General features: G+C 52.0%; 21 protein-coding genes. 18 read left to right on the forward strand and 3 right to left on the reverse strand.

Annotated features, from left to right (window positions below):
* Window position 1: 1 nt before the first annotated feature.
* The 4 genes from tamA to ACW44H_RS09600 are packed head-to-tail and all read left to right on the forward strand — an operon-like array spanning window position 2 to window position 7,103.
* Window positions 2-1,855: an autotransporter assembly complex protein TamA gene (gene tamA / locus ACW44H_RS09585; protein WP_457508792.1), complete on the forward strand. Its 1,854-nt coding sequence runs from the start codon at window positions 2-4 to the stop codon at window positions 1,853-1,855.
* A 9-nt stretch (window positions 1,856-1,864) separates the two neighbouring features.
* Complete coding sequence (gene tamB / locus ACW44H_RS09590) at window positions 1,865-5,914, forward strand: autotransporter assembly complex protein TamB (RefSeq protein ID WP_457508794.1); 4,050 nt, start codon at window positions 1,865-1,867, stop codon at window positions 5,912-5,914.
* Between the two features lie 11 nt (window positions 5,915-5,925).
* Window positions 5,926-6,558, forward strand: a complete 633-nt coding sequence (msrA, locus tag ACW44H_RS09595; protein WP_457508796.1) for a peptide-methionine (S)-S-oxide reductase MsrA — start codon at window positions 5,926-5,928, stop codon at window positions 6,556-6,558.
* The gene (locus tag ACW44H_RS09600) at window positions 6,543-7,103 is read left to right on the forward strand and encodes a c-type cytochrome (protein ID WP_457508797.1); all 561 of its coding nucleotides are present in this window, start codon (window positions 6,543-6,545) and stop codon (window positions 7,101-7,103) included. The genes msrA and ACW44H_RS09600 overlap by 16 nt, the downstream gene beginning before the upstream one ends.
* Window positions 7,104-7,130: 27 nt before the next feature.
* Here ACW44H_RS09600 and can read toward each other — a convergent pair whose 3' ends face one another.
* Complete coding sequence (gene can, locus ACW44H_RS09605; RefSeq protein WP_457508799.1) at window positions 7,131-7,778, reverse strand: carbonate dehydratase; 648 nt, start codon at window positions 7,776-7,778, stop codon at window positions 7,131-7,133.
* Window positions 7,779-7,965: 187 nt separating this feature from the next.
* Here can and gorA point away from each other — a divergent pair, with 187 nt between their 5' ends.
* The 13 genes from gorA (at window position 7,966) to yidD (ending at window position 21,067) form a co-directional block, all read left to right on the forward strand.
* Window positions 7,966-9,348, forward strand: coding sequence for a glutathione-disulfide reductase (gene gorA / locus ACW44H_RS09610; protein ID WP_457508801.1), 1,383 nt, complete (start codon window positions 7,966-7,968; stop codon window positions 9,346-9,348).
* 256 nt (window positions 9,349-9,604) lie between these two features.
* Window positions 9,605-10,183: a diaminobutyrate acetyltransferase gene (gene ectA / locus ACW44H_RS09615; protein ID WP_035579286.1), complete on the forward strand. Its 579-nt coding sequence runs from the start codon at window positions 9,605-9,607 to the stop codon at window positions 10,181-10,183.
* Window positions 10,184-10,288: 105 nt separating this feature from the next.
* On the forward strand, window positions 10,289-11,557 hold the full coding sequence (gene ectB, locus ACW44H_RS09620) for a diaminobutyrate--2-oxoglutarate transaminase (RefSeq protein ID WP_457508803.1): 1,269 nt from the start codon (window positions 10,289-10,291) through the stop codon (window positions 11,555-11,557).
* 92 nt (window positions 11,558-11,649) lie between these two features.
* Window positions 11,650-12,039 (forward strand): ectoine synthase, encoded by a 390-nt coding sequence (locus tag ACW44H_RS09625; RefSeq protein ID WP_113267868.1) that lies wholly within the window; start codon window positions 11,650-11,652, stop codon window positions 12,037-12,039.
* A 713-nt stretch (window positions 12,040-12,752) separates the two neighbouring features.
* Window positions 12,753-14,060 (forward strand): ergothioneine biosynthesis protein EgtB, encoded by a 1,308-nt coding sequence (gene egtB, locus ACW44H_RS09630; protein ID WP_457508805.1) that lies wholly within the window; start codon window positions 12,753-12,755, stop codon window positions 14,058-14,060.
* A gap of 2 nt (window positions 14,061-14,062) precedes the next feature.
* Entirely contained in the window at window positions 14,063-15,025 is a 963-nt protein-coding gene (gene egtD / locus ACW44H_RS09635; protein ID WP_457508807.1) for an L-histidine N(alpha)-methyltransferase, read from the forward strand.
* Window positions 15,026-15,239: 214 nt separating this feature from the next.
* Entirely contained in the window at window positions 15,240-15,980 is a 741-nt protein-coding gene (locus ACW44H_RS09640) for a ZIP family metal transporter (RefSeq protein ID WP_457508809.1), read from the forward strand.
* 347 nt (window positions 15,981-16,327) lie between these two features.
* Window positions 16,328-17,164, forward strand: a complete 837-nt coding sequence (locus ACW44H_RS09645; RefSeq protein ID WP_457508811.1) for an ATP-dependent zinc protease family protein — start codon at window positions 16,328-16,330, stop codon at window positions 17,162-17,164.
* 38 nt (window positions 17,165-17,202) lie between these two features.
* Window positions 17,203-18,726: an inactive transglutaminase family protein gene (locus tag ACW44H_RS09650; protein ID WP_113267863.1), complete on the forward strand. Its 1,524-nt coding sequence runs from the start codon at window positions 17,203-17,205 to the stop codon at window positions 18,724-18,726.
* The gene (locus ACW44H_RS09655; protein ID WP_113267862.1) at window positions 18,723-19,721 is read left to right on the forward strand and encodes an alpha-L-glutamate ligase-like protein; all 999 of its coding nucleotides are present in this window, start codon (window positions 18,723-18,725) and stop codon (window positions 19,719-19,721) included. Before ACW44H_RS09650 ends, ACW44H_RS09655 begins: the two co-directional genes overlap by 4 nt.
* 54 nt (window positions 19,722-19,775) lie before the next feature.
* Entirely contained in the window at window positions 19,776-20,216 is a 441-nt protein-coding gene (locus ACW44H_RS09660) for a transcriptional repressor (RefSeq protein WP_113267861.1), read from the forward strand.
* 28 nt (window positions 20,217-20,244) lie between these two features.
* Window positions 20,245-20,721 carry a phosphoribosyl-AMP cyclohydrolase gene (gene hisI / locus ACW44H_RS09665; RefSeq protein ID WP_457508814.1) on the forward strand — a complete coding sequence of 159 codons (477 nt, stop codon included), beginning with the start codon at window positions 20,245-20,247 and terminating at the stop codon, window positions 20,719-20,721.
* A gap of 16 nt (window positions 20,722-20,737) precedes the next feature.
* Window positions 20,738-21,067, forward strand: a complete 330-nt coding sequence (gene yidD, locus ACW44H_RS09670) for a membrane protein insertion efficiency factor YidD (protein WP_457508987.1) — start codon at window positions 20,738-20,740, stop codon at window positions 21,065-21,067.
* Here yidD and ACW44H_RS09675 read toward each other — a convergent pair.
* Together ACW44H_RS09675 and ACW44H_RS09680 are read right to left on the reverse strand one after the other, a co-directional pair.
* Window positions 21,064-21,480 carry a SufE family protein gene (locus ACW44H_RS09675; protein WP_113267859.1) on the reverse strand — a complete coding sequence of 139 codons (417 nt, stop codon included), beginning with the start codon at window positions 21,478-21,480 and terminating at the stop codon, window positions 21,064-21,066. The two genes, yidD and ACW44H_RS09675, sit on opposite strands and share 4 nt — an antisense overlap.
* A 60-nt stretch (window positions 21,481-21,540) precedes the next feature.
* Window positions 21,541-22,719: a tyrosine-type recombinase/integrase gene (locus tag ACW44H_RS09680; protein WP_457508816.1), complete on the reverse strand. Its 1,179-nt coding sequence runs from the start codon at window positions 22,717-22,719 to the stop codon at window positions 21,541-21,543.
* A 268-nt stretch (window positions 22,720-22,987) separates the two neighbouring features.
* Between ACW44H_RS09680 and ACW44H_RS09685 the strand changes: the two genes are divergently transcribed.
* Complete coding sequence (locus ACW44H_RS09685) at window positions 22,988-24,028, forward strand: DNA-binding protein (RefSeq protein WP_457508818.1); 1,041 nt, start codon at window positions 22,988-22,990, stop codon at window positions 24,026-24,028.
* Window positions 24,029-24,034 lie beyond the last annotated feature (6 nt).

The raw sequence follows: 24,034 nt of genomic DNA on the forward strand, positions 1-24,034 counted from the left end.
TATGGGAAGACAACGGAGATGGACATCCGCAACCGGCGGCACGCTTTTTGTAATGCTGCCCTTGTTATGCGTAGCACCGGGGGCATGGGCGCTAGAGGCGTCCATTACAGGTGTCCCCGATGAGGTCGAAGGTAATATCCAAGACTACTTACAAAACATCGATGCCGAGCAATACACCAAGGTACGACTGGAAGGCGAAATACGCAGCCGGACTCAGGAAGCAATGCGTGTTTATGGCTATTACGAACCTGAAGTAAGCATTGAGCGCGTCACCGATGAGCGCGTAAGGCTTGATATCGAGCCGGGGCCTCAAGTTGAGATTGAAATTTTGTCGATTAATGTGGACGGCGATGCGAGTAACGACCCGCCGTTTCAACAGGCAATAGAAAACTTTCCCCTGGAAGAAGGGGATGCATTGCGACATGCCCCGTGGGAGCAGCTGCGTGGCCAGTTCTCGGGGTTGGCTATCGAGCGCGGCTATTTTGATTGGGGATTTACCGATCGACGTATGGAGGTACGCCCGTATTTGCAAAGTGCGCGTCTCTACATGGATTTTGACAGCGGCCCCCGCTACAAATTTGGTAAAGCATTCATCACCGGTAGTCATATTGAATTAGACCGCTTGCGCCGCATGCAGCCATTTGAGACGGGCGATCCTTACTTAGCGCAAACGCTAGCAGAATATAGTCAATCACTGGCGGAAACAGGCTGGTTTAGTTCTGTCTCAGTGCGCCCGCGTTTAGAAACCGCCCAAGAACTCACGATTGCGCCTTCAGGAGGCGGAGACCCGTGGTGGAGTGAAGCTACCGCTTCGCAACCAGAGCGCCCCCGAGTCACTAGTGCCGCTTTGAGCAGCGCACTGAGTCTTAATAAATCCAGTGATACGCAGTTACCTATTGATGTCAGCGTCGAACCGGCTGATCGACATCAATTCGAAGTAGGTATTGGTTATGCCACTGATGTGGGCCCACGACTGCGCTTTGGCTGGGAGCAGCCATGGATCAATCGCTATGGCCACAGCCTTGACCATGATCTTTATTTATCCGCTCCCGAGCAGCGCTTTACGGGGGTCTATAACGTGCCTCTCGAAGACCCCCTTCGCAATAGTTATAGGCTTCAATACGGCGTTCGTAATGTCGACGATAGCGATACCCAGTCGCTAGAAGGCACCGTTGAGATCGCTCGGCGTTGGGAGTTCGATAACGATTGGGTCCAAACGGTCTATTTCCGCACTACCTATGAGGATTTTGAACAAGGGGGAGAGGCGGATCAGGTATGGCTGTTCTACCCGGGAATTCAGTGGTCTCGCACGCGCACACGCCCTCAGCGCTTTCCCTTGTGGGGCGACCGTCAGCAGCTCTCCCTAGAGTACTCGGATAAAATGTGGGGATCAGATGCTCAGTTTGCCCGCGTCACGGCAGATACCGAATGGATCCGTACTATCGGCAATGATAACCGGTTCTTGGCACGCCTTGGTTTAGGCGCTATTGAAACCGATGACTTTGACAAAATACCGCCATCGCTGCGCTTTTTTGCGGGCGGTGACCGCAGTGTGCGCGGCTACTCCTATGAAAGTCTTTCGCCGCGTAACGAAGAAGGCCGGCTACGTGGTGGCCAGCAAATGTTGACTTCATCTATTGAGTATCAACGCCGCGTGACAGGGGATTGGTGGGCAGCCACTTTTATGGACAGTGGCGATGCGTTTGACAATTGGGGGCCAAATGATTTGAAAACCGGTGCCGGGGCAGGAGTAAGGTGGGTTTCACCGGTGGGGCCAATTAGCTTAGACATCGCGCACCCTTTCGATCACGAAGACGATTGGCGTTTGCACTTTTCCATAGGGCCGGAATTCTAGGAGAGAGACTTGCCTCAAGCTGAACCATCTACGTCTGATAACCGCCAGATATTGTCTCCTAAATATCGCGCTTGGCTCCTAATTTGGAGCCTTTTACGCCTTATTATCGTACTGCCAATTTGGCTGTTTGCGCTTGTGGCGTTAGTTGCCGGGGTAGCACTATCTCCTTGGGGCACTGGGGTGTTGCTTTCGCAGGGCGAACAACGTGATTTTTTCTCCTATGCCCATCATGAAGGCGGCCTTCTTGATGATTTCCTGATTGAAGACTTCCAATTGCAGTTAGGAGAAACACGAATCGGCGTGGATGAATTTGAGCTTCAGTGGTCGGATGACTGTGTTTTATCGGGGCGTTTATGTATCGACACACTCCGTGCCGTGGGCGCCGATATCCGCCTGGGCACATCAAGTGAGGAGGAACCTCCACCCGAAGAGGGCGGAGCACCGCTGGAGATTCGTTTTCCCTTTCCCATTGAGGTACGGTCACTTCAGCTCGATGATGTTAACTTACGCCTTGCTGACGGCACCGAAGTGGCATGGCGTTCTTTAAGCTCCGCGGTCGTTGCGGAAGGCAATGACGTGCGGCTTGCGCCGACTCACTTGGAGCAACCTCGCCTTTATTTGCCGCCATCAGCAGGTGTACTGCTAACGCAAGCCACTGAAACACCTCTTTCTGCTGAGGCTATCGATGCCGCTATATTGCTCCGTGAACCGCAAGACGAAGCCGTACTGGCAGTAGAGTCTCCAGAAGAGCAGTTAGAAGCACGAGAACGGCTGGAATTGCCTGACATCACCTTGCCGGTGGATATTCAAATACCCGAATTTACGCTTAACGATTTTCGCCTGGAAGGCGCCACTGAGTATCGAGTGGAACGTCTACACCTTGGACTGATAACCGAGGGCGACCGCGTTGAGTTAACCGAGCTTGCTGTCGTTACGCCAGACGCTGAGGCTGAATTAACCGCAAAGGCGACCTTAAGCGGCAGTTACCCACTTGAAGCTCGTTTGAACGTAGAACTTTTTTTAGCTGAGAGGTTTCCTGAGCTCGATGGCGAGACCTTGACGTTAACGCTGTCTGGCCCACTCGATGCACTGGAAGCCCAGCTTGAAGCGTCAGGGGCAGTAAATGCGTCATTAAACGCTCAAGTAGACGCGCTAGCCCCCACGCTGCCGTTTCAACTAGAGCTACAAAGCGATCAAATTCAGTGGCCGCTGCCCGAAAGCGAAGCGGACAACCCAGAAGAAAAGACGGCGCAAGCCAATGGTGATGCTGCCTCCGACCCTTACGTGGTCGATGATCTTGATTTGCAGGTAACGGGAAGCCTTAGTGATTATAACGCTCAACTGGCGATGGCGGTCGAAGGGCCTAGCTTGCCGCTCACTCAGATAAATGTAAGCGGCGAGGGTGATCTTGAGCAGTTTAGCTGGCAACCGCTCACCCTCGCGGTCGACGAAAGCTCCTTGCGCAGCGAAGGCAGCATTAGCTGGGTAGCCCCGCTACAGGTCAATACGTCTATTCGTCTGGATCAGTTTAACCCTGCCCATTTCGTTGACCAGCTAGAGGGTAATTTAAACGGCGACATTGAGCTTACGTTGCGTCAGCAAGAGGAGCAGTGGGCGATTAGCGTGCCCAATTTAGCGATTGACGGAGAATTGCGCGATTATCCCTTAACCCTACAAGCGGCCTTTGATGCTAACAGCGACTTGGAGCTGGATATTGAGGAGATGCTGTTCACGCAGGGGGATAATCGCTTAGAAGCAGTGGGGCAAATCAGCGAAGAAGCCATGTCGTTAAATGCAGACATTGCGCTACGTCAGTTGCAAACCCTCTCGCCGGACTTGGCGGGTAATATCGTTGGCACGCTAGAGGCCAGCGGTAGTTTTAGTCAGCCGCAGTTACTCGCTAACTTGCAAGGCAATGGCGTGCGATTTGGCGAAAACCGCATCGAACAGCTCGTTCTAGATGCCGATATTCAGGGCATTGACGATCCCGCCCTTGACGTGCAACTGGCGCTGCAGAACGTCAATGCTGGCGGTCAGGCGCTTTCCACCATGAATGCGAACCTGACCGGGCGCCTCTCAGACCATCGCCTTGAGCTTACCGCACAAGGTGAAAATAACAGCGTTTTAAGTCGAGCATTAATCGCCCTTGATGGTCGTTTTGATCAGCAGGGCCAGCTATATCAGGCGCGCGTCACGCCGCTGGAAATTGATTCTGACGCGGGTGATATCCGTCTTGAAGCGCCCCTGGACTTACGCTACAACTTGGCCAATGGTCAGGCGAGCCTGTCGTCGTTCTGCCTGCGGCGAGAACAGGGGGGAGTAGTCTGCTCTGAACAGGAAATTAGCGCCTCTGCTCAGCAGGGTAATGCCGTGCTCTCGCTACGTGAAGTCCCCATGGAAATGTTGGAGCCATTTCTGCCAGAAAACTGGCAGTTAACGGGCGATACGACAGCGGACCTTGATGCCAATTGGCGGCAGGGGGGCACGCAGTGGCAGACCAATCTACAGATATTAAGCGATCTCGAGATTACGGCTGTTAATGATTATGGTCAGCCCGTCCAATTGCCAGAGATCAGTTTAGACGCACAGATTGAGGCCACTCAAGCCCAGGCGGAAGCCAATGTGTCGCTCTCGCTTGCTGAGGCAGGAGATCTCAACCTAGCCTTGTCGGTCAATGACCCATTAGGGGCGGGCGCGTTGTCAGGAGAGCTACGCGCAGAAAATGTATCGCTGCAACCCTACCGGCCTATGTTGGTAGGTATGGACCAACTGGAAGGTGAGCTAACCGGCAGTGTACAAATTAACGGCACGACCTCGCAGCCTGATTTACAGGGCCAGCTTGCGCTTCGCAATATTCGTGTTAATGGGCCGGATATTCCAGTCGATGTTCAAGATGGTGAATTGGTTGTCTCTTTCGATGGTGAGCAGGGTGATATCGTTGGTTATCTAGCCGCCGAACGTGGGCGTTTGGAAATCACCGGTGATGCTTACTGGCCAAGCGGTGACGATTGGCGCATTGGCGTCGACCTGAACGCAGTTCAAGAGCCAATCTTAGTCGTATTACCCCAGTTTGGCCGTCTTGAGGTGGCGCCTGATCTCCGTATTCGGGTAACCCCGGAAATGCTGCAAGTGCGAGGTGATGTTAATTTACCCTGGGCACGGCTTGAGATTGGCGACATGCCGTCATCGGCCATCACACCGAGTGGTGATGAGGTGATTATCACCGAGCGCGATGACCGGCAGGCTGAAATCGAGGCGCAGCGTGCTGCTACCAATGATGGGCCCAGTGCGGCGGATGAACTTGCTGCCACCGGTATGGCGCTTGATGTGCTGGTGACCCTAACGTTGGGCAGTGATATGCAGCTATCCGCCTATGGCTTAGAGTCTGGACTGGGGGGCTCGTTGGAAGTTCGGCAAAGCAGCGGTGCGTTACAGTTGTTTGGAGATGTTAATTTAGTGGATGGTCGCTTCCAGGCATTTGGTCAAGACCTTATCATTCGCCGGGGTGAACTTCTGTTTAGCGGTCCTCCCGATCTGCCCACCCTTGACTTCGAAGCTATCCGCAACCCAGAGGTTACTGAAGATGACGTTATTGCGGGCCTACGTGTCACTGGCAGTGCCGAAGCGCCAAACGTACTGATCTTTTCTGAACCGCCTATGAATGAATCCCGCGCGCTCTCTTATTTATTGCGAGGCCGTGCTCCAGATGCTTCAGGTGGTGGAGTGGATAACGCCCTGACAACCGCGCTGATTGGTATGTCGCTAGGGCGCACCGGTGGCGCAGTCGGTTCGATTGGAGAAGCTTTCGGCATTGACGATTTAACGCTGGATACCTCGGGTGCAGGTGATGACAGTCAAGTCGCCGTCAGCGGCCAATTGACCGATGATCTGAGGATTAGTTATGGCGTGGGGATTTTCTCCCCCATTGCAGAGTTAACACTGCGCTACACTCTGTGGCGCAACCTCTACGTTCAAGCCGTATCGGGAACTAACCAAGCCGTGGATTTAATCTATACGTTTACTCGTTCCGGTGATCCAGAAATCATTCAGCAGCAATAAGTGAGGGCGATATGTCACTATTTTCAAAAGCTAACTCAAGTTCAGGGCGTGTGCTGCCTGGGCGAGATACGCCCATAGAAACAAGCCAGGTGCATACCATCAATGGGCATTCGATACATCCACCCTTTCCCAAAGGCCACGAAGAGATCGTGCTAGGGATGGGCTGCTTCTGGGGTGTGGAACGCCTTTTTTGGCAGCTGCCTGGGGTTTATGTCACCGCGGCTGGTTACGCTGGTGGTGAAACACCCAACCCAACCTATGAGGAGACTTGCACGGGACGTACCGGTCATACTGAGGTGGTGAGAGTGATTTATGATCCCCAGCAAGTTGATCTGGAAACCCTGTTACAAGTTTTTTGGGAACAGCACGATCCCACCCAGGGTAACCGTCAGGGTAATGACATTGGCTCACAGTATCGTTCTGCCATTTTTACAACAAGCCAAACTCAACAAGCTGTAGCCGAGCAGAGCGCCGCAGCGTATCAACAAGCGCTCGATAAGGCAGGTAGAGGGCCAATCACCACCGAAATAAAACCGCTGGAAACGTTTTATTATGCGGAGGCTTACCACCAGCAGTATCTTGATAAAAACCCTAACGGCTACTGCGGCTTGAAAGGCACGGGTGTTACATGTCCCATTGGTTAAGTAATCTAATCGGTCAACCGCAGCGTTCTCAGCGAATGCTGGCTTTCCAGCATGGCGCGATAGGCAGTGCCTTGACGCTCATGCTCTGTGTATCGCCCGCCTGGGCAGGTGAAGAAACCGTTACCGAACTGGCGATGCCTCAAACCGTTGACGACACATCATTCGCAAGCGAACGTGAAGCAGTGATGTGGCGTCAGCAAGAGCTTAAAGATATAGAAAGCCTGGTTCGTCAGTTGCGCTTTGACTTAGTTAATAACCAAGATCTGGAGGCTGCCGCACCGCGCTTAACGGAACTGCAAGAACGTGCCAGCGCCCAACGCTTACTCCCTGCATTTATCGCGGGCACGCATGGTGGTGGCTCCGATGCGCGGGCCTCTATTTGGGAGGAGTGGGATAAGTTTGCCGGCGGTTTTGACGACCTTGAAGATAAAATCGCCAATTTGATTGATGTGGCAGAGCAAGAAAACCCTCGTAATACAGCTCGCGCACTTTCGGAAGTAGGCAAAAGCTGTAAAAGTTGTCATCGCGCCTACCGCTATGACTAGCGTATCAGCAGGCGCGGGGAAGGGCGCTTAATCGCCTTGTTGGACACGATCAATGCGGTAAAGCGTCTCCACTTGCTCTAAACCACTAATGGTGCAATTTAGGTCTTTAACGCGACCATCACTTAAACCATAAACCCAGCCATGTACTGAAATTTGTTGGCCACGTTGCCAAGCGCGCTGCAAAATTTTGGTACGGCACAAACTATTAACCTGTGCTTTGACGTTGAGCTCACACATACGATCAATTTGATCTTCTAGCGGGAGATGCTCTAGAGAACTTCGGTGATGATTATATTGCTCACGTACCGAATGCAGCCAGTAATCAACGACGCCGCATTCACCTCCCATCATAGCGGCTTTGATACCACCGCAACCGTAATGACCGACAATCATGATATGGCTAACTTTCAGTACGTCCACGGCGAACTGTACTACCGATAGCGCATTCATATCCGTATGGTGGAGTAAGTTAGCGACGTTGCGATGTACGAACACCTCTCCGGGAGGGAGAGCAATAATTTGATTGGCTGGTACGCGGCTATCGGAACAGCCAATCCATAAATAATCCGGGTTTTGCTGATTCGAGAGGCGTTTAAAGTAATCGGGGTCCTCTTCGCACATACGTTCAGCCCAGGCGCGATTGTTATCAAGCAGCGTCGCAATAGCGTCAGACATAAATTCTCCAGACAGGTTGGATAGAGGTAAATTGCTGATCAGAAAGCGGAATGTCGAATTTTAGTCAGTATAAATTATCAGGCAGTATAAAATAACAACAAAAGGTTTTAACCTCCTCCGACAGTCAGGTCAATATCCATGTTTGGCCGTCAAGGTACACGAATATTTAACTCCACAGGAGCAAGCGATGGCAGACATTTCTGAATACGAATATGACCTCTTGGTCATTGGAGCAGGCTCTGGTGGCGTCCGTGTTGCTCGTACGGCAGCAGCCACCGGTGCCAGGGTGGCGATTGCCGAAGATCGTTACTTGGGCGGAACCTGTGTCAACGTCGGCTGTGTCCCAAAAAAACTTTACTCGTACGCGGCCCATTTTCACGACAGCTTTGACGATTCGGCAGGTTTTGGCTGGCAATTGCCTGGCCCGGCCAGCTTTGATTGGGCCACGCTACGAGACAACAAAATCAGCGAAATAAAGCGCCTAAACGGCATTTATCAGCGCATGCTTGAGGGTGCGGGGGTCACGTTGTTTAACGCTCGTGCACGACTCGTTGACGCTAACACGGTGGCGTTAAGTGGTGAGCATGGCAATATATTGCTGACAGCCCGAAAAATCGTACTTGCCACGGGTGGTTGGCCCTGGGTTCCCGATTTTCCCGGCAGTGAATTCGCATTAGATTCCAACCAGATTTTTGATTTAGATACCTTCCCCAAGCGGTTTTTAGTGCTCGGTGGTGGTTATATTGCCGTAGAATTTTCCAGTATTTTTAATGGGTTGGGCAGCGAGACACACCTTATCTACCGCGGCGAGCTGTTTTTGAAAGGGTTTGATCAACAGGTTCGCGAGTTCACCTGTGCTGAAATGGAGAGGAAGGGGGTGAACCTCCACTTCAACAAGAACATTGAGCGCATTGAAGCTACCCCAGAGGCCTACAATGTTCACCTCACCAATGGCGAGGTGCTTGAGGTTGATGTGGTCTTAGCGGCCACTGGGCGTAAAGCCAATATTAAAGATTTAGGCTTAGAGGCGCTGGGTCTGGATCTGAACGAACAGGGCAAAATCCCTGTTAATGAGCGCTTTGAAACGGCGATACCGTCAGTCCTTGCCCTGGGTGACTTAATCGCTGGTCCTGAACTAACGCCAGTGGCGTTAGCAGAAGCCATGCAACTTGTTGATATTCATTTTACCAATACCATTCCCCAACCGTTGGATTACGCCACGATTCCAACCGCCGTTTTTTGCCACCCCAACATCGGGACAGTGGGACTTTCCGAAGAAGCTGCCAGGGAAAAGTTTACTAACATCCGTGTCTATAGCACCAATTTCCGTGCTATGAAACACACATTGTCAGGTAGCCAAGAGCGCACATTGATGAAATTGGTGGTAGACGATGCCACTGATGTGGTGGTGGGGGCTCATATGGTTGGAGAGGACGCAGGTGAAATTATTCAGGGCATTGCCATTGCGGTGAGAGCGGGTCTTACCAAACATGATTTTGACCGTACCGTAGGCATTCACCCTACGGGGGCAGAGGAATTTGTGACGCTACGTACGCTCACGCGCACTTGAATCCCATTTGTCGTTCAAGGCCCTCAGGGTTTTCCTTGAGACTGTTTTAGGCGTGCCTTTGGCACGCCTTTTTTTGTCGTCTACTTGCGCTATTCTTAAAGCAGAAGCGATGTAACCAGCTATGTATGCAGCGATTTTGCTTCGCCTCATTATAACGAAAAATTATGGAAATCAGGGTGGTGAATAATATGGCTTTTGAATTGCTCATAATCAGCTGTTATAATGATCATCAAATTCGCTACAGCGAAGCATAACTATGAGTACGCCGACACAACCTTTTACTCCTTCTGCTGACTTGGCACGACCCACAGTGGCTGATGCTGTTGTGGGCCATGCAGAGACGCCGCTGTTTATTCGCAAACCCAATGCGGATGATGGCTGGGGAGTCTATGAGCTTATTAAAGCCTGCCCACCTCTGGATGTGAATTCCGCCTATGCTTACCTGCTGCTTGCGACACAATTTCGTGACACCTGTGCAGTAGCCACCAATGAAGAAGGCGAGGTCGTTGGTTTTGTGTCTGGCTACGTTAAGGACAATGCGCCAGATACCTACTTCCTATGGCAGGTGGCAGTAGGCGAGAAGGCCCGCGGTACAGGGCTAGCGCGCCGGTTGGTCGAGGCGATCATGTCTCGTCCAGAACTTGACGATGTGCATCACCTAGAAACCACCATTACGCCTGACAATCTAGCCTCATGGGGCTTATTTCGTCGCTTGGCTGCACGCTGGCATGCACCGCTCAATAGCCGCGAATACTTTTCTACCGAACAGCTGGGTGGAGAGCATGACCCGGAAAACCTAGTTCGTATTGGTCCGTTCCAAACTGACCGTATCTAATGCGCTGATTTTTGAGTACGCGCTTTGAACGTACTGTTTTTCCCGCTCATGTTGCTCCCGGCTAGCAACGCTTAATGGCAATATGATCAACTAAGGAGGTCGCTAATGCAGACCCAGACGCTTGAACGCATGGAATCCAATGTACGTACTTATTCTCGTTCATTTCCGGTGGTGTTTACCAAAGCGCAAAATGCGCGCTTAACCGATGAGAACGGCCGTGAGTACATTGATTTCCTCGCCGGCGCGGGCACTCTTAACTACGGTCACAATAACCCGCACATGAAGCAGGCAATGATTGATTACCTGTCAACGGATGGTGTGGTGCACGGCCTAGACATGTGGACCAATGCCAAGCGTGATTATTTGGAAACGCTCGAAGAAGTTATCTTCAAGCCACGCGGCCTTGACTACAAAGTGCATCTGCCTGGGCCAACAGGCACCAATGCGGTAGAGGCCGCTATCCGTCTCGCCCGTGTTGCTAAAGGCCGCCACAATATCGTGACGTTTACCAATGGGTTCCATGGCGTCACTATGGGTGCGCTGGCGACTACCGGTAACCGTAAGTTCCGTGAAGCCACTGGTGGCATACTTACTCAAGGCGCGAGCTTCCTGCCTTATGATGGCTATATGGGCGAGCATACCGACACGCTGGATTACTTTGAAAAACTGCTGAGCGACAAGTCTGGTGGGCTGGATATTCCAGCTGGTGTCATCATTGAAACCGTGCAAGGCGAGGGCGGCATCAATGTGGCAGGGCTGGATTGGCTTAAGCGCCTGGAAAGCATTTGCCGTGCCCACGATATTTTGCTGATTATTGATGATATCCAAGCTGGCTGTGGTCGAACAGGTAAATTCTTTAGCTTCGAACATGCCGGTATTACGCCCGACATTATTACTAACTCGAAGTCACTCTCCGGTTTTGGCCTGCCGTTTGCGCATGTGCTGATGCGCCCAGAGTTGGATAAATGGAAACCCGGTCAATATAACGGCACCTTCCGTGGTTTCAGCCTAGCAATGGTGACAGCGACCGCAGCGTTAAAAAAATACTGGTCCAATGACACTTTTGAGCGTGATGTTCAGCGTAAAGGGCATATTGTAGAAGAGCGATTCCAGAAACTGGCGGCGCTATTGACGGAAAGTGGTAAGCCTGCCACTGAGCGTGGCCGTGGTCTAATGCGCGGCATTGACGTAGTGTCTGGCGATATCGCTGATAAAATTACCAGCAAAGCCTTTGAGCATGGCCTAGTGATCGAGACCAGTGGTCAGGATGGCGAGGTGGTTAAGTGTCTTTGCCCGCTTACTATCAGCGATGAAGACTTGCTGGAAGGCCTGGATATTCTTGAAATGTGCGTGAAAGCAGTTGCTAGCGAGTAATTTGAGGCTAGGATAAAGGGTAAGCCCTTAATGTTTTAAATTAGGGATACAGCGGCTGGTAGTCGCCAGCCGCTCTGATACGGAGTACTTCTATGATCGTTCGTAATCTTGAAGAAGCGCGCAAAACAGAACGTCTCGTTACCGCTGAAAATGGTAACTGGGACAGCACGCGCCTGGTGTTGGCCAACGACGGTGGACAGTTTTCTTTCCATATCACTCGAATTTTCGAAGGCACTGAGACACATATTCATTACAAACATCACTATGAGTCTGTGTACTGCATTGAAGGCGAAGGCGAGGTAGAAACACTCGCTGATGGCAAGATTTGGCCTATCAAACCGGGTGATATCTATATCCTCGACCAGCATGATGAACATCTGCTGCGTGCGCATAAAACCATGCACCTAGCATGTGTGTTTACACCGCCGATTACCGGTAACGAAGTTCACCAGGAAGATGGCTCCTACGCAGCTTCAGAATAATAAAGCATTTAAAACTCGACAGCTTGACATGGGAAAGCAGCCTGAAAACAGAGGCTGCTTTTTTTATAGCTGAACGAATTCAGGCTGGAGGCCTAGATGACCACTCAAAAGAATGATTATCGCACAACGTATATCAATATCTTACAGTCGCAAGTTCACACAAAGTACTTAATTAATTCAAAAAAGACTTTCATCGAGGGCTCCCACTGAATTACCCACGCAAAATACTTAATTCGGCATATAGCAATACGCTTAAATAGATGCAGGCGTAGTTAGGGTTATAGGGCTGGAAACAGGATAACCGTAAAACGACATAAAGAATTCACTCTAAAGCGAGTCACAGATCGTTAGTATCCTAAATGAGATTGTTGAGCTAATTGACTGATCTAATAAGTGTTATTGGTGAAGCACCATGAAACCCAGCCGCCGTCTATTATGTAGTGTTGCACTCAGAGACAGCACCCACCTTGCAGTTTGTTACTTTTTGTACCATGTTTTAGGCAGCATATTCAGTCTACATTCAGGTTTGATATCTACGCTCGTATAAATGTGCTGGTCAAGCCTACTACGTTGTAATTTACGGCAAGGATTTGCTGGCCAATGAGGCGAGGGATTCGCATGAAGCTGTTGACTCTGCTTTTTGTTTTATTACTGAGCCTAGGTGCCGGCCTGCTAATCAAGCTAACCGGAGTAAAACTTGGAGGGAGTCAGCTATGTCAGGTATTCAAGATTTAGCTATCGAAACAGCCGATAGTATTCATACCAAGGAGTGGCTGCGTGCGTACCAGCGGGTCCGTGCCGCCACCGAGGCAATATGTGAGCCTCTGTATAAGGAAGACTACATGGTGCAGAGCATGCCAGACGTCAGTCCCCCCAAATGGCACATTGCTCATGTTAGTTGGTTCTTCGAAGCATTCATCCTGAAGCCGTTTCATCCCACCTACCAAACCCTCGACCCCGCATACGATTATCTTTTCAACTCTTATTATGAGACCCACGGTACGCCGTTTCCTCGTCCAGAACGCGGCATGATTTCGCGGCCCACGGTGGATGACGTCTATCGCTATCGTGCGCATATTGACCGGGCTATCGAAGAGTTGCTCAATGACCCTCCGCAGGAACACGTGCAGGAAATCCTACATCGTCTGCAACTGGGGTTGCCTCACGAGCAGCAACATCAGGAACTGCTGTTCATGGATATCAAGCATATTCTGGCCCAGAACCCGCTCTGCCCAGTCTATCGAGGTGATCTTGTGTCGGCACCCGCCGATGAGGTCGGTGAGCTCGGTTGGCACGCCTATCCAGCCGGCGTGCGGCAGATAGGCCATGACGCCGCCGATAGCAATTTTGCCTACGACAACGAAATGGGGCGTCATCGTCAATTCATTGAGGCTTTCCAGATCGCTGACCGTCCAGTTACCAATGGCGAATTCCTCACGTTCATACAGGCGGGGGGATACGACAAACCTGACTATTGGCTGTCGGATGGCTGGGCCACGGTCAAGGCGGAAGGCTGGAAGGCGCCACTTTACTGGGTCGAGCGGGACGGCGTCTGGCATCATTATACGTTAGGCGGGCTGGTGCCAGTGGACGTGAATGCGCCGGTTTGCCATGTCAGCTTCTACGAGGCCGATGCCTATGCCCAATGGGCCGGAGCACGCCTGCCTACCGAGGCCGAGTGGGAGACGGTCGCTCGACAAGTCCCCCTGCAAGGCAACTTCGTCGAACAAGGCCATCTTCAGCCGGTCGCGGCTTCCCCGGTCGGATCCAGCGAGGGGCCGAGACAGATGTTCGGTGATGTTTGGGAGTGGACCGGCAGTGCCTATCGGCCCTATCCAGGGTTTCGCAAGTTGCCGGGCAGCTTAGGTGAATACAACGGCAAGTTCATGTCGGGGCAGATGGTACTTCGAGGAGGCTGTTGTGCCACCCCGGAAGATCACATCCGCGCTACCTATCGTAATTTTTTCCCACCTCATGCCCGTTGGGCATTTTCCGGTTTTCGTCTTGCTAAGGAGAGCTGATCATGAGCCTGGCCGTACAATTCCACGACTTGCACCCGACCCCAGCCTCGACATCGCTTCGCGATGAGATACTGACGGGATTCAGAGCCGATCAGAAATTCGCCTCGCCAAAGTTCTTCTATGATCAGCGTGGTTCTGAGTTATTCGATCGCATTTGTAAGCAACCGGAGTACTATCCGACACGGACCGAGGAGACGATACTCGCTGAGGCCGCCGATGAGATAGCGACGATAGCCGGGCATGAGGCGACGTTGATCGAGCTTGGCAGCGGGGCGAGCCGTAAAGTACGGCTTCTATTGGAAGCCATGCGTCCTACCAGTTATCTGGGAATCGATATCTCACGGGATTTCCTGCTCGACAGCACACGACGGCTGGCTGCTGACTACCCATGGCTTGAAGTGCATGCAGCCTGTGCCGATTTCTCCTGCAACATGGAGTTACCGGACGGACTATGCTGTGAACGACCGGTCGGCTTCTTTCCTGGCTCCAGTATCGGCAACTTCGACCCACAAGCCGCTGAAGATTTCCTGCGCGGGCTGCATTCTTTATTGCCCACCGGCAGTGGATTGTTGGTAGGAATCGACCTGGTCAAAGACAAGGCGACTCTTGAAGCCGCCTACAACGATGCAGCAGGTGTGACGGCAGCATTCAACCTGAATCTACTGGAAAGGGTGCGGCATGAGCTGCACGCTAAAATAGATCCCGCAAATTTTGCCCATCAGGCGTTCTTCAACGAAGAGCATTCCCGTATCGAGATGCATCTGGTCAGTCAGTTGCCTCAAGTCGTCACTATTGAAGGGGAGCGCTTCAGTTTTCTGGAAGGGGAAACGATTCACACTGAAAACTCTTACAAATACACGGTCGAGGGGTTTCAGGCGTTGGCGGGTCGTGCGGGATTTGAGGCGCTCTCGTCCTGGACCGATGCGAATAGTTTGTTTAGCGTCCACTACCTGACGCGTGCATAAGGGACACTAATAGCGCGGCCACTACAACTCCGCATCAAGCGCTGATAGGGAAGGCCGAGGACAGGCCAATTCCGCTACACACATAAGGGGGCACGCCAGCTCGCGGTGTCACTTCGGCGCTGGGAGCAGCCGTTGGGCTTGTAATACTTGTTCTGATATCACTCCTTGTCGTCGTTTGGAGTGACGACGATCTGGTGATGACCTGGAGAGGCTGATGCAAGAAATATGGACAGTGCTCGGCCTGGCGTTACTCCCTGCGGTAGGGAACCTAGCCGGCGGTCTAATAGCAGAATTTACCGGGACGCCAAAGGCTCGACTAAACAAAGCATTACATGCTGCATCCGGAATAGTCCTCGCGGTTGTTTCCATTGAAATCATGCCGGGGGCCCTGTCTGTTCTCTCAGGTTGGGCCGTAGGAGTGGCGTTTGGGCTGGGTGGGATCGCGTATATCGTTATCGAAGCAGCCGTGGACAGAGTGCAACAATCTCAAGGCCAGACGAGCAATGCCAGCCGAGGCATATGGATGATCTATATCGCAGTGTCCATCGACCTGTTCAGTGACGGTCTGTTGATAGGTACTGGTTCAGCGGTTGCTTTGTCGATGGCAGTTGTGCTCGCGTTGGGGCAAGTTCTGGCAGATGCCCCGGAAGGATACGCGACCATTGCGAATATGAAAGAAAAGGGGGTTCCGCGGACGCAGCGGATGATGCTCTCGGCTCTGTTCTTCATCCCCGTGCTTAGTGCAGCGATAGTTGCTTATTATCTCCTTCGGAATCAGAGCGAAGCATTACAAATGACGGGGCTTGTCTTTGCGGCAGGCCTACTCACTGTTGCCGCCGTAGAAGACATGCTTAATGAAGCGCACGAGACCGCGGGCGACACACATGGATCCATCGTGGCGTTTATTGGTGGGTTCGTACTGTTCACTTTCGTCTCAGCGGGCTTGGGAAGTTAGGTTTACGAATAAACTTGGGCTAAAGCCAATCCAAGACGGCACTTGTTTTAGCATTTCATAAATGTAGGACCATACAAAGTACTTAATCACATAAAATTTAGAACCTTAGGTGGCAATACGCCTGTTAAGTAGTTTTTGTGGAAATTAAGCGCTTTGTGTGGAAGCACACAGGCTCGATACCTTCGCTGTTTCGGATTCCCTGGGTTCGCTTAATATATATTATGTTAAATAAGATAATAATTAAACTATGTGATTGTAATTGTTCAACGAAAATCTGTGATGGCGTTGGACACTAGTCTCCCTTCTCCTTATCATTCCCCCACCTATTTCCAAGGATATCTCTCGTTATGCGCCCAGGTGTTTTGTGGCTAATAGCTGGCTTGTCGCTTTCAATCGCAGGTTGCGCAGCAACCCAGCCGGAAACTAATCAACCGCCACCTCTCAGCGAAGCCTCATTCAACTCCCGTATCCTAGAGCTAGAAAGCCAGCTAGCGCATCAATGCACTGTTCATTCTGATCAGCAGGCACGCCAGCTTGATCAACAACAAGTACTCACTGCGGACATACGTGAGGTCGGCAGTTTATTGCGCTCACTACGCCAAAATGTCCAGCAGTTAGAAGCCCGTGGTGCAGAACCTGTCATCATTCGTGAAGAGTGTGAAGTTGATGAAACGCTAAGCACCAAAACACTCCTTGGTCGTAGTGAATGGGTAGGCCTGCCGAGTTTGGGGACTTATCTAAAAGCGCGCGTCGATTCCGGGGCTAATACGTCATCACTGTCAGCCGCCGAAATCACCCGCTTTGAACGTGATGGTGAAGACTGGGTGCGTTTTAAGCTAGCCCTCAATGATGACGATGTGGCCGTTGAGTCGCAGCGTGATGAATGGGTTGAGGCGCCTATTGTGCGCAGAGTTCGCATTCTTCAGGCCTCCGGTGAGGAATCGCGCCCAGTAATTTCGCTATTAATGACGTTAGGCCCCATCCGTGAAAACGTCGAGTTCACTCTTAATGACCGCTCACATTTAGAGTACCCGGTTTTACTTGGGCGGCGCTTCTTAATGGATATCGCGGTCATTGACGTTGCAGACACCTATTTACATGACCGCCCCGAGTTTCCTGGTGGCGAGCCAGCCGATCAAGCTGCTGAAGATGAAGCAGTAGACGAAGACGATACTGAAGAATAACTGCTCTCCCCTGGCGCTTTACGCAGAAAGGAATCTCCATGTCACGGTTAATGTTTTATATTATTGTCGGCCTTTTGATGGTTGCCGGTATTGCTACCAGCGTTCATCGCCATGTGCAGTTTGAAATTCCTTGGCTGCCCGGTGAGCAGCGCCAAGTATGGGAGATTGAAGCGGGCATTACTTTTAATGCCCAGGATGGCCCTGTTCAGGTCGATCTGGCGCTGCCTTCTCATCAGGCAGGCTACCGTGTATTAACTGAAAATACAGCATCATCAGGGTATGGTCTTGCCTACCAGGCGGATGAATTCGGCCGTACCGCACAGTGGACTATTCGCGAGGCGGCAGGCAGCCAAACGCTTTACTATTCCGTACAAATGCTGGTATCACAAGATGCCCGTTCTCCTGCTCAAACGCCGCCTGAGATGCCTCCCTCAACACCTTGGGAAAGCCCCTACGATACAGCGGCTAGCCAACTCATTGAACAAGCCTGGGCGCGCAGCGCGAATAACGCTACCTTCGCCCGAGAGCTGATCCGAGATATCAATGGCGAGGGGCAATCTGAGAACGCCCGCCTACTTCTATCTCAAGAGAATCCTGCCGCTCTGGTAGTACGCTTGCTAAATCAAGCCGGCGTACTAGCGCGTGAAGTAAGCGGTCTATTATTGGAAGATGGCCGTCGTCGCCAAACACTGAGTAGCTGGATTCAGGTGTTTGACGAGTCTGGCGAGCAGTGGTCAATTTTCCATCCATTGACTGGCGAACAAGGCAAACCAGATAACTTGTTGTTGTGGGAAACAGGCGGTCGAGCCGTTCTAGAAGTCCAAGGGGGTACTAATTCCCGTGTGACTTTCTCGATGATGACTCATGAACAGCCAGCATCGGCGGCCGTGCGCAATCACTACTCTGAAGATACGCTGTTGAATTTCTCGATTCACAGCCTGCCTTTGGAAGAGCAAGCACTGTTCCAAACCATCCTGCTGATTCCGATTGGTGCGTTAATGGTGGTGTTTTTGCGCGTACTGGTGGGTATTAAAACGTCCGGTACCTTTATGCCGGTATTGATCGCCCTCGCCTTCATTCAAACCACTCTACCTACCGGCTTGATTGGCTTTCTGCTTATCGTCGCTATCGGTTTGATTATTCGGAACTACCTCTCTTATTTGAACTTGCTACTGGTCGCCAGGGTCTCGGCGGTAATCATAACGGTGATTGCCATTATCTCGATTTTTACGGTTTTAGCCTACCGTATGGGGCTAAGTGCCGGTTTAACGATCACGTTCTTCCCGATGATTATTCTTGCCTGGACGATTGAAAGGATGTCGATCCTGTGGGAGGAAGAGGGTCCGAAGCAGGTATTAATACAAGGTGGTGGCAGCTTGATCACCGCTGTACTTGCTTACCTGGCGATGAATAACCCGTGGGTGCGCCATATCACGTTCAACTTCCTAGGCGTTCAGTTGATACTAATGGCGTTGATATTGCTATTAGGTAATTACACCGGCTACCGCTTATTGGAACTGCGTCGTTTCAAGCCCATTACTGATGATGAGAAACTCTCATGAGCTGGTTGAAAAACTGGACCTGGCCAACGCGCTTGCGCGATAAGGGCATCATCGGCATGAACCGGCGTAATATTCGCTATATTGGACGCTATAATAAACGCCGCCTTTACCCTTTAGTGGATGACAAACTTAAAACCAAGCTGCTGGCCCAGCAGTATGGGATAACGTCGCCAGAATTGATCGGCACCGTGACAACGCAGTTCGGGGTTAAACACATTGGGGCAATGCTCACTGGCCACGCGGGTTTTGTGATTAAGCCTGCCAAGGGGAGCGGTGGTAAGGGCATTTTGGTGATTGAAAAGGTGGAAGATAATGCCTTTATCAAGCCCAGTGGCGCCAAGCTAACGCTTCCCGATATTGAGCGACACGTATCGAATATCCTTTCGGGCCTCTATTCGTTGGGCGGCTCGCCCGATGTCGCAGTGATTGAAACGCTGATTAATTTCGATGAAAGCCTGATGGATTACACCTATGAAGGGGTTCCTGATATTCGGGTTATCGTCTTCAAAGGGTATCCCGTCATGGCCATGATGCGTCTTTCCACCGCTGCCTCTGACGGCAAGGCCAACTTGCACCAAGGCGCGGTAGGTGTGGGCTTAAACATTGCGACAGGTGCTGCGCTGCGCGCCGTTCAGTTTGACCGGCCCTGCTTTAGCCACCCTGATACCGGACACGACCTAGCAAGCCTGGTAGTGCCGCAGTGGGAAACGCTGCTCAACTTGGCTGCGGGCTGTTACGAGATGACTGGCCTGGGTTATCTCGGTACCGATATGGTGTTGGATCGCAAGTATGGTCCGATGCTGCTTGAGCTCAACGCACGCCCAGGCCTCGCCATTCAAATGACCAATGGTGAAGGCCTCCGTCGGCGCCTTGACCTCATTGAACGACAGCCAGATGGCGTACCGCCAAAACAGCGTGTCGCTTTCGCCCAGCACCATTTTGCTCGGCAAAGTGAGTTGGTAGAAAACCCTGACACCACCTCTGCCAACGCGTAGACTGATGTTTGCAAAAAACGAGAGCCCAGGCTAACAACGTTCAACGAGTTGCCCATGACCCAAGCGAATACCCTCTTGCAGCAGGCGGAGTCTCAGTGTCACATCCGCGGCGTTCGTTTTACCCCCATTCGCCGACGCGTGTTAGAGCTGATTGCCGAAAATGGTGGCGGGCTGAAGGCGTATGATCTGCTGGATAAGCTGTCGACCGAACACGCAGCCGCTCGGCCCCCGACGGTTTATCGAGCACTCGAATTCTTAATCGATCAAGGCTTGGTACATCGTATTGAGTCGCAGAACTCCTATGTAGCCTGTGCTTGTCCTGAGCATGCGCATGGTTTTCAGCTGCTTATTTGCCGTCATTGCGGTTATGTAGAAGAGCTGCATTTGGATGAGATCAGTGATCAGTTGGCGGCACTGGCAAAAAGCCAAGGGTTTAACGTTGAACGCCAAACCATCGAGCTTCAAGGCCTTTGCCAGGATTGTCGAGCAGGCTAAATTGCCAACCAGCTAGCGAGTAAATTGTATGTCCCGGTTTGACCAAGTAGCTCCAGACGCCCTATTTAAGCAGCTTGAACGTGCCACCCCGGAAGATAACCTGCCTAATGTCGCAACCCTGCTTGCGGCCGTACGTTTTAATGCCGATGGCTTGATCCCTGCGATTGCCCAGCAGCACGATTCAAAAGAAGTGTTGATGATGGCGTGGATGAATCGTCAAGCGCTGGATGAAACGTTAGCCACGCAGCGTGTTTGTTACTACTCACGTTCGCGGGGAAAGCTATGGCGTAAAGGCGAGTCATCGGGTCAGCAGCAGCAACTCGTTTCCGCCGCGCTTGATTGCGATGGCGACACGTTACTGCTGCAAGTCGAACAAACGGGCCCCGCTTGTCACACCGGGCGTCGTAGCTGTTTTTATATTGGTGTGGATCAAGAGCAGGCATCAATTACCAGTACGCCGCTGATCGATCCCGATGAACTCTACGGCAACAAAGCCTCGTCCTAGCATGAAACGCTTAAGCATGCGGCGCTGGCTATCAATACTGCAAGCCCGCTCGCGATGGGTACTAACGAAAGTGATGATCGGCGGCGTAAAAATCTATCAATATACGCTCAGCCCACTGTTAGGCCCGCGCTGTCGTTTCTGGCCCAGCTGTTCGTCTTACACCATTGAAGCGATCCAGGTGCATGGACCGCTAAAAGGTGGCTGGATGGCGGCGAAGCGCATCGTCAAATGCCACCCGGGCAACCCAGGTGGTATGGACCCGGTACCCGGCGGTCGAAGCGAGCAGCTTTGCCGCGAAGACGAGGATCTCCCATCGCCCTGTTGTCGCGATCACCATTCCCGCTAGTGTTGTTGAGCAACCTGATAAATCTTCTCAAGCATGGCATGTAAGCCATTGCTGCGCGTCGGCGAGAGGTGCTTGTCTAATCCCAAATCAGCCAGAAAGTGCGGTTCGGTGGCAAGGATTTCACCTGCCGTGCGGTCACTGTAGATACGCAGCAATATGGCAATCAGGCCGGACACGATAGCGGCATCGGACGTTGCTTTAAAAACCAGCTTATCGCCCTCCTCTTCACACTGCATCCAAACGTTTGACTGGCAGCCCTGAATTTTGAGCTCTTCGGTTTTCCATGCATCGGGGAAATCAGGCAGCTGTTTGCCCATATCGATAATGTATTGATAACGGTCCATCCAGTTATCGAATATCTCAAAATCTTCGATTAGCTCTTGCTGGGCCTGTTCGGCGCCGGAAGTGCTCATGCTATTTCCTTCTCAATTGAAATTGGCTTGTACTGGCGACTGACATTTTGAGTCATAGGATTATTCACTATGCCCATTATAACGGTTCGAAGGAGTCTTGAGGGAAGTTGCGTAGGAAACAGTCAATCGGTGGCGCTGCTGCTCGCGATGCCACTCATCGTCTTCGCTATGGAGATAGCGTGAGGTGGTGTCGAGGCGCGCGTGTCGAGCGCTTTCGGCCAGATGGCGTAAACTAATACCTGATTGAGCCTGGTGGGTAATCGATGTATGCCGTAACCAATGTGGTGTTGCCAATTTAAGTGCGGTCACATATTCCGGTGCGCCGTCGCTATCTTCAAGTGCTTGCGCAGCCTGCAGAAACGTAGCGCGAATAAGTCGATAAAGCTGGTTATGGCCCAGACCACGCTGACCATCCAGCGCGCGAAGCACCGGTGCTTCAGCGTCAAACTGACCAGGATATTCAGGCAATTCCAACGCATGGCGCCACTGTCGCAGACAATCAAGCATATCGTCAGGCAGCGGAATGCGTGCCGTCTTGCTGCCCTTGCCTACTACGCTCCACCACCAGCGCCCTTCGCTGCGCTGGAAATCTCCCATACGCGCATCGGCCATCTCGCTAATGCGCGGTGCCAGCAAATAGGCAAAACCAAAGATAAAGCGTCGTCGAGCATGTTCAAAACAAGCACGACTGCCCTTCCCGGGCTCTAACGGGCTATTCAACCACTCCCACAGCCACGCCCACAAATCACTTTCTAAATAGCGCTCAACGCGCGGCGTTTGATTATTTAAGCGCCGAGATTTGTCGCGCATCAAGCGAAACGGATTATGGCTAACCCACCCTGCTTCCACCAGCCAGGCAAACATACCCTGCAGGATCACCAAGCTCTGGCGTCGGCTAGCGGGCGATAAGGGCCCACGAAACGGCCGCCATTCCGGATGTGCACGTGGCTTGGATGGCCCCACCCATTGGTCACTGGGGTTAGGATCGGAAAGAAATAGCTCAAACCGACGCAGTGTTTCTCGATTTATATTCCTCAGCGTAAGCCCTTGGCTAGTCAGCCAGAGCAGCAGTCGCTCCGACTCGCGACGGTAGGCTTTCCAGGTTTGTGGGCTATCCACGTACTCTTCAAGCCACGCGGTCACTGCCTGGGCATCGCTTTGGGCGCTAATAAGCCCACCTCTCGGCGACTCTTGCAATATTAGTAGTTGATCAATAGGTGTAATAACTTCGTTCGCCATGCTCGCCCGTCCCTGCTCTCTTTTTTTAGCAGTCTTCTTTTAGCAGTTTGTACATTACCTGGCCTTAAGTGTGCCTTTATAGCTGTATAAATTCAAGATAAGACGAGTAATCTTGAATTTATCACCGGTAGGATAAATATAATTACGTAATATGTAATACGTAATAATTGCCTTTTATAGCTTAACTACCCACAATGGTGGCTTTAAAAAGGGTTGCTCAAGCGCAGCAGTACAACTCGCTAGTAAGAACACAAGGAAGGAAGGCAACATGGCCCGCAGCGGCATCCAATACAGTGATGTTCAACACGCCATAGATGCGCTCTTGGAGCGTGGTGATACACCCAGCGTGCAGCGTATTCGTGACGTGCTGGGCACAGGCAGCTTCACGACGATTAGCGACCACTTCCGCTTATGGCGCAGCGAGCGTGAGCAAAATCGTGATGTGCCGCCGCCAAAGGGGGTGCCCGAAGCGGTGGTGTCAATGGCCAGCGAGCTGTGGCGCGAGGCTCAGGAGGTAGCAAATCAAGCGCTGCTCCATTATCGCGAAGATGCCAATCGCCAAGTGGAAAACGCTCAGCAGCTCGCAGAAGACGCTAAACAGCAGGCGGCAAATGCCGAGCAGCGTGAAAGCGCCCTCGCTGAGCACTTGCGTCATATGGAGCAGCGCATGGAGGCGTTAAATCGAGAATTGGCCGCTAGCCAAACCAGCGAACATCACTGGCATCAAAAAGCCGAAGCAGCGCAAGAAGAAGTAACTCAATTGAAGCAGGTACAACAGCAGTTAGAAAGCCAGGCAGGCGAACAGCGCAAGGCACATAGCAACGCCCTCAGCGAGCAACAGGTAGCGTGGGAGCAGCGTTTAGCCCAAGAGGAGCAGCGCCATGAAGCAGCTGAAGGAAGGCTGATGGCGATGCTGGATAGCACTCAGCAGGCACGCGCCCAGGAAGAGAAGAATTTCCAAAAACGTCTGCAGCAGTCTGAGCAGCGTATTGAGACATTGAGTCAGGAGCTAAAGGCAAAGCAGCAGGCCCTGCATCAACTACAGCTTGAAGCCAGTGAACGCGAGCAACAGCTAAGTGAGCAGAAGCAGCATATGACGGTATTGGAGACGCATGAGAAAGCGCTGACCCAGCAGCTAAATGAGGCTGAAGCCGCGCTAAACAGCCAAGCCCAGCAGCATGCCGAGCGCGAAGCTGCGCTACAGCAAGCGTGGCAAGAGAAGCTTTGGAGCCGCATGGAAGCGCTGCAAACACAGCTAACGGCACTCCCCGATGCGCTTTCAAAAAAGAACAGTGAGCCAGGCCAGTAATCAACC

The organism is Vreelandella sulfidaeris Esulfide1, from assembly GCF_054072535.1.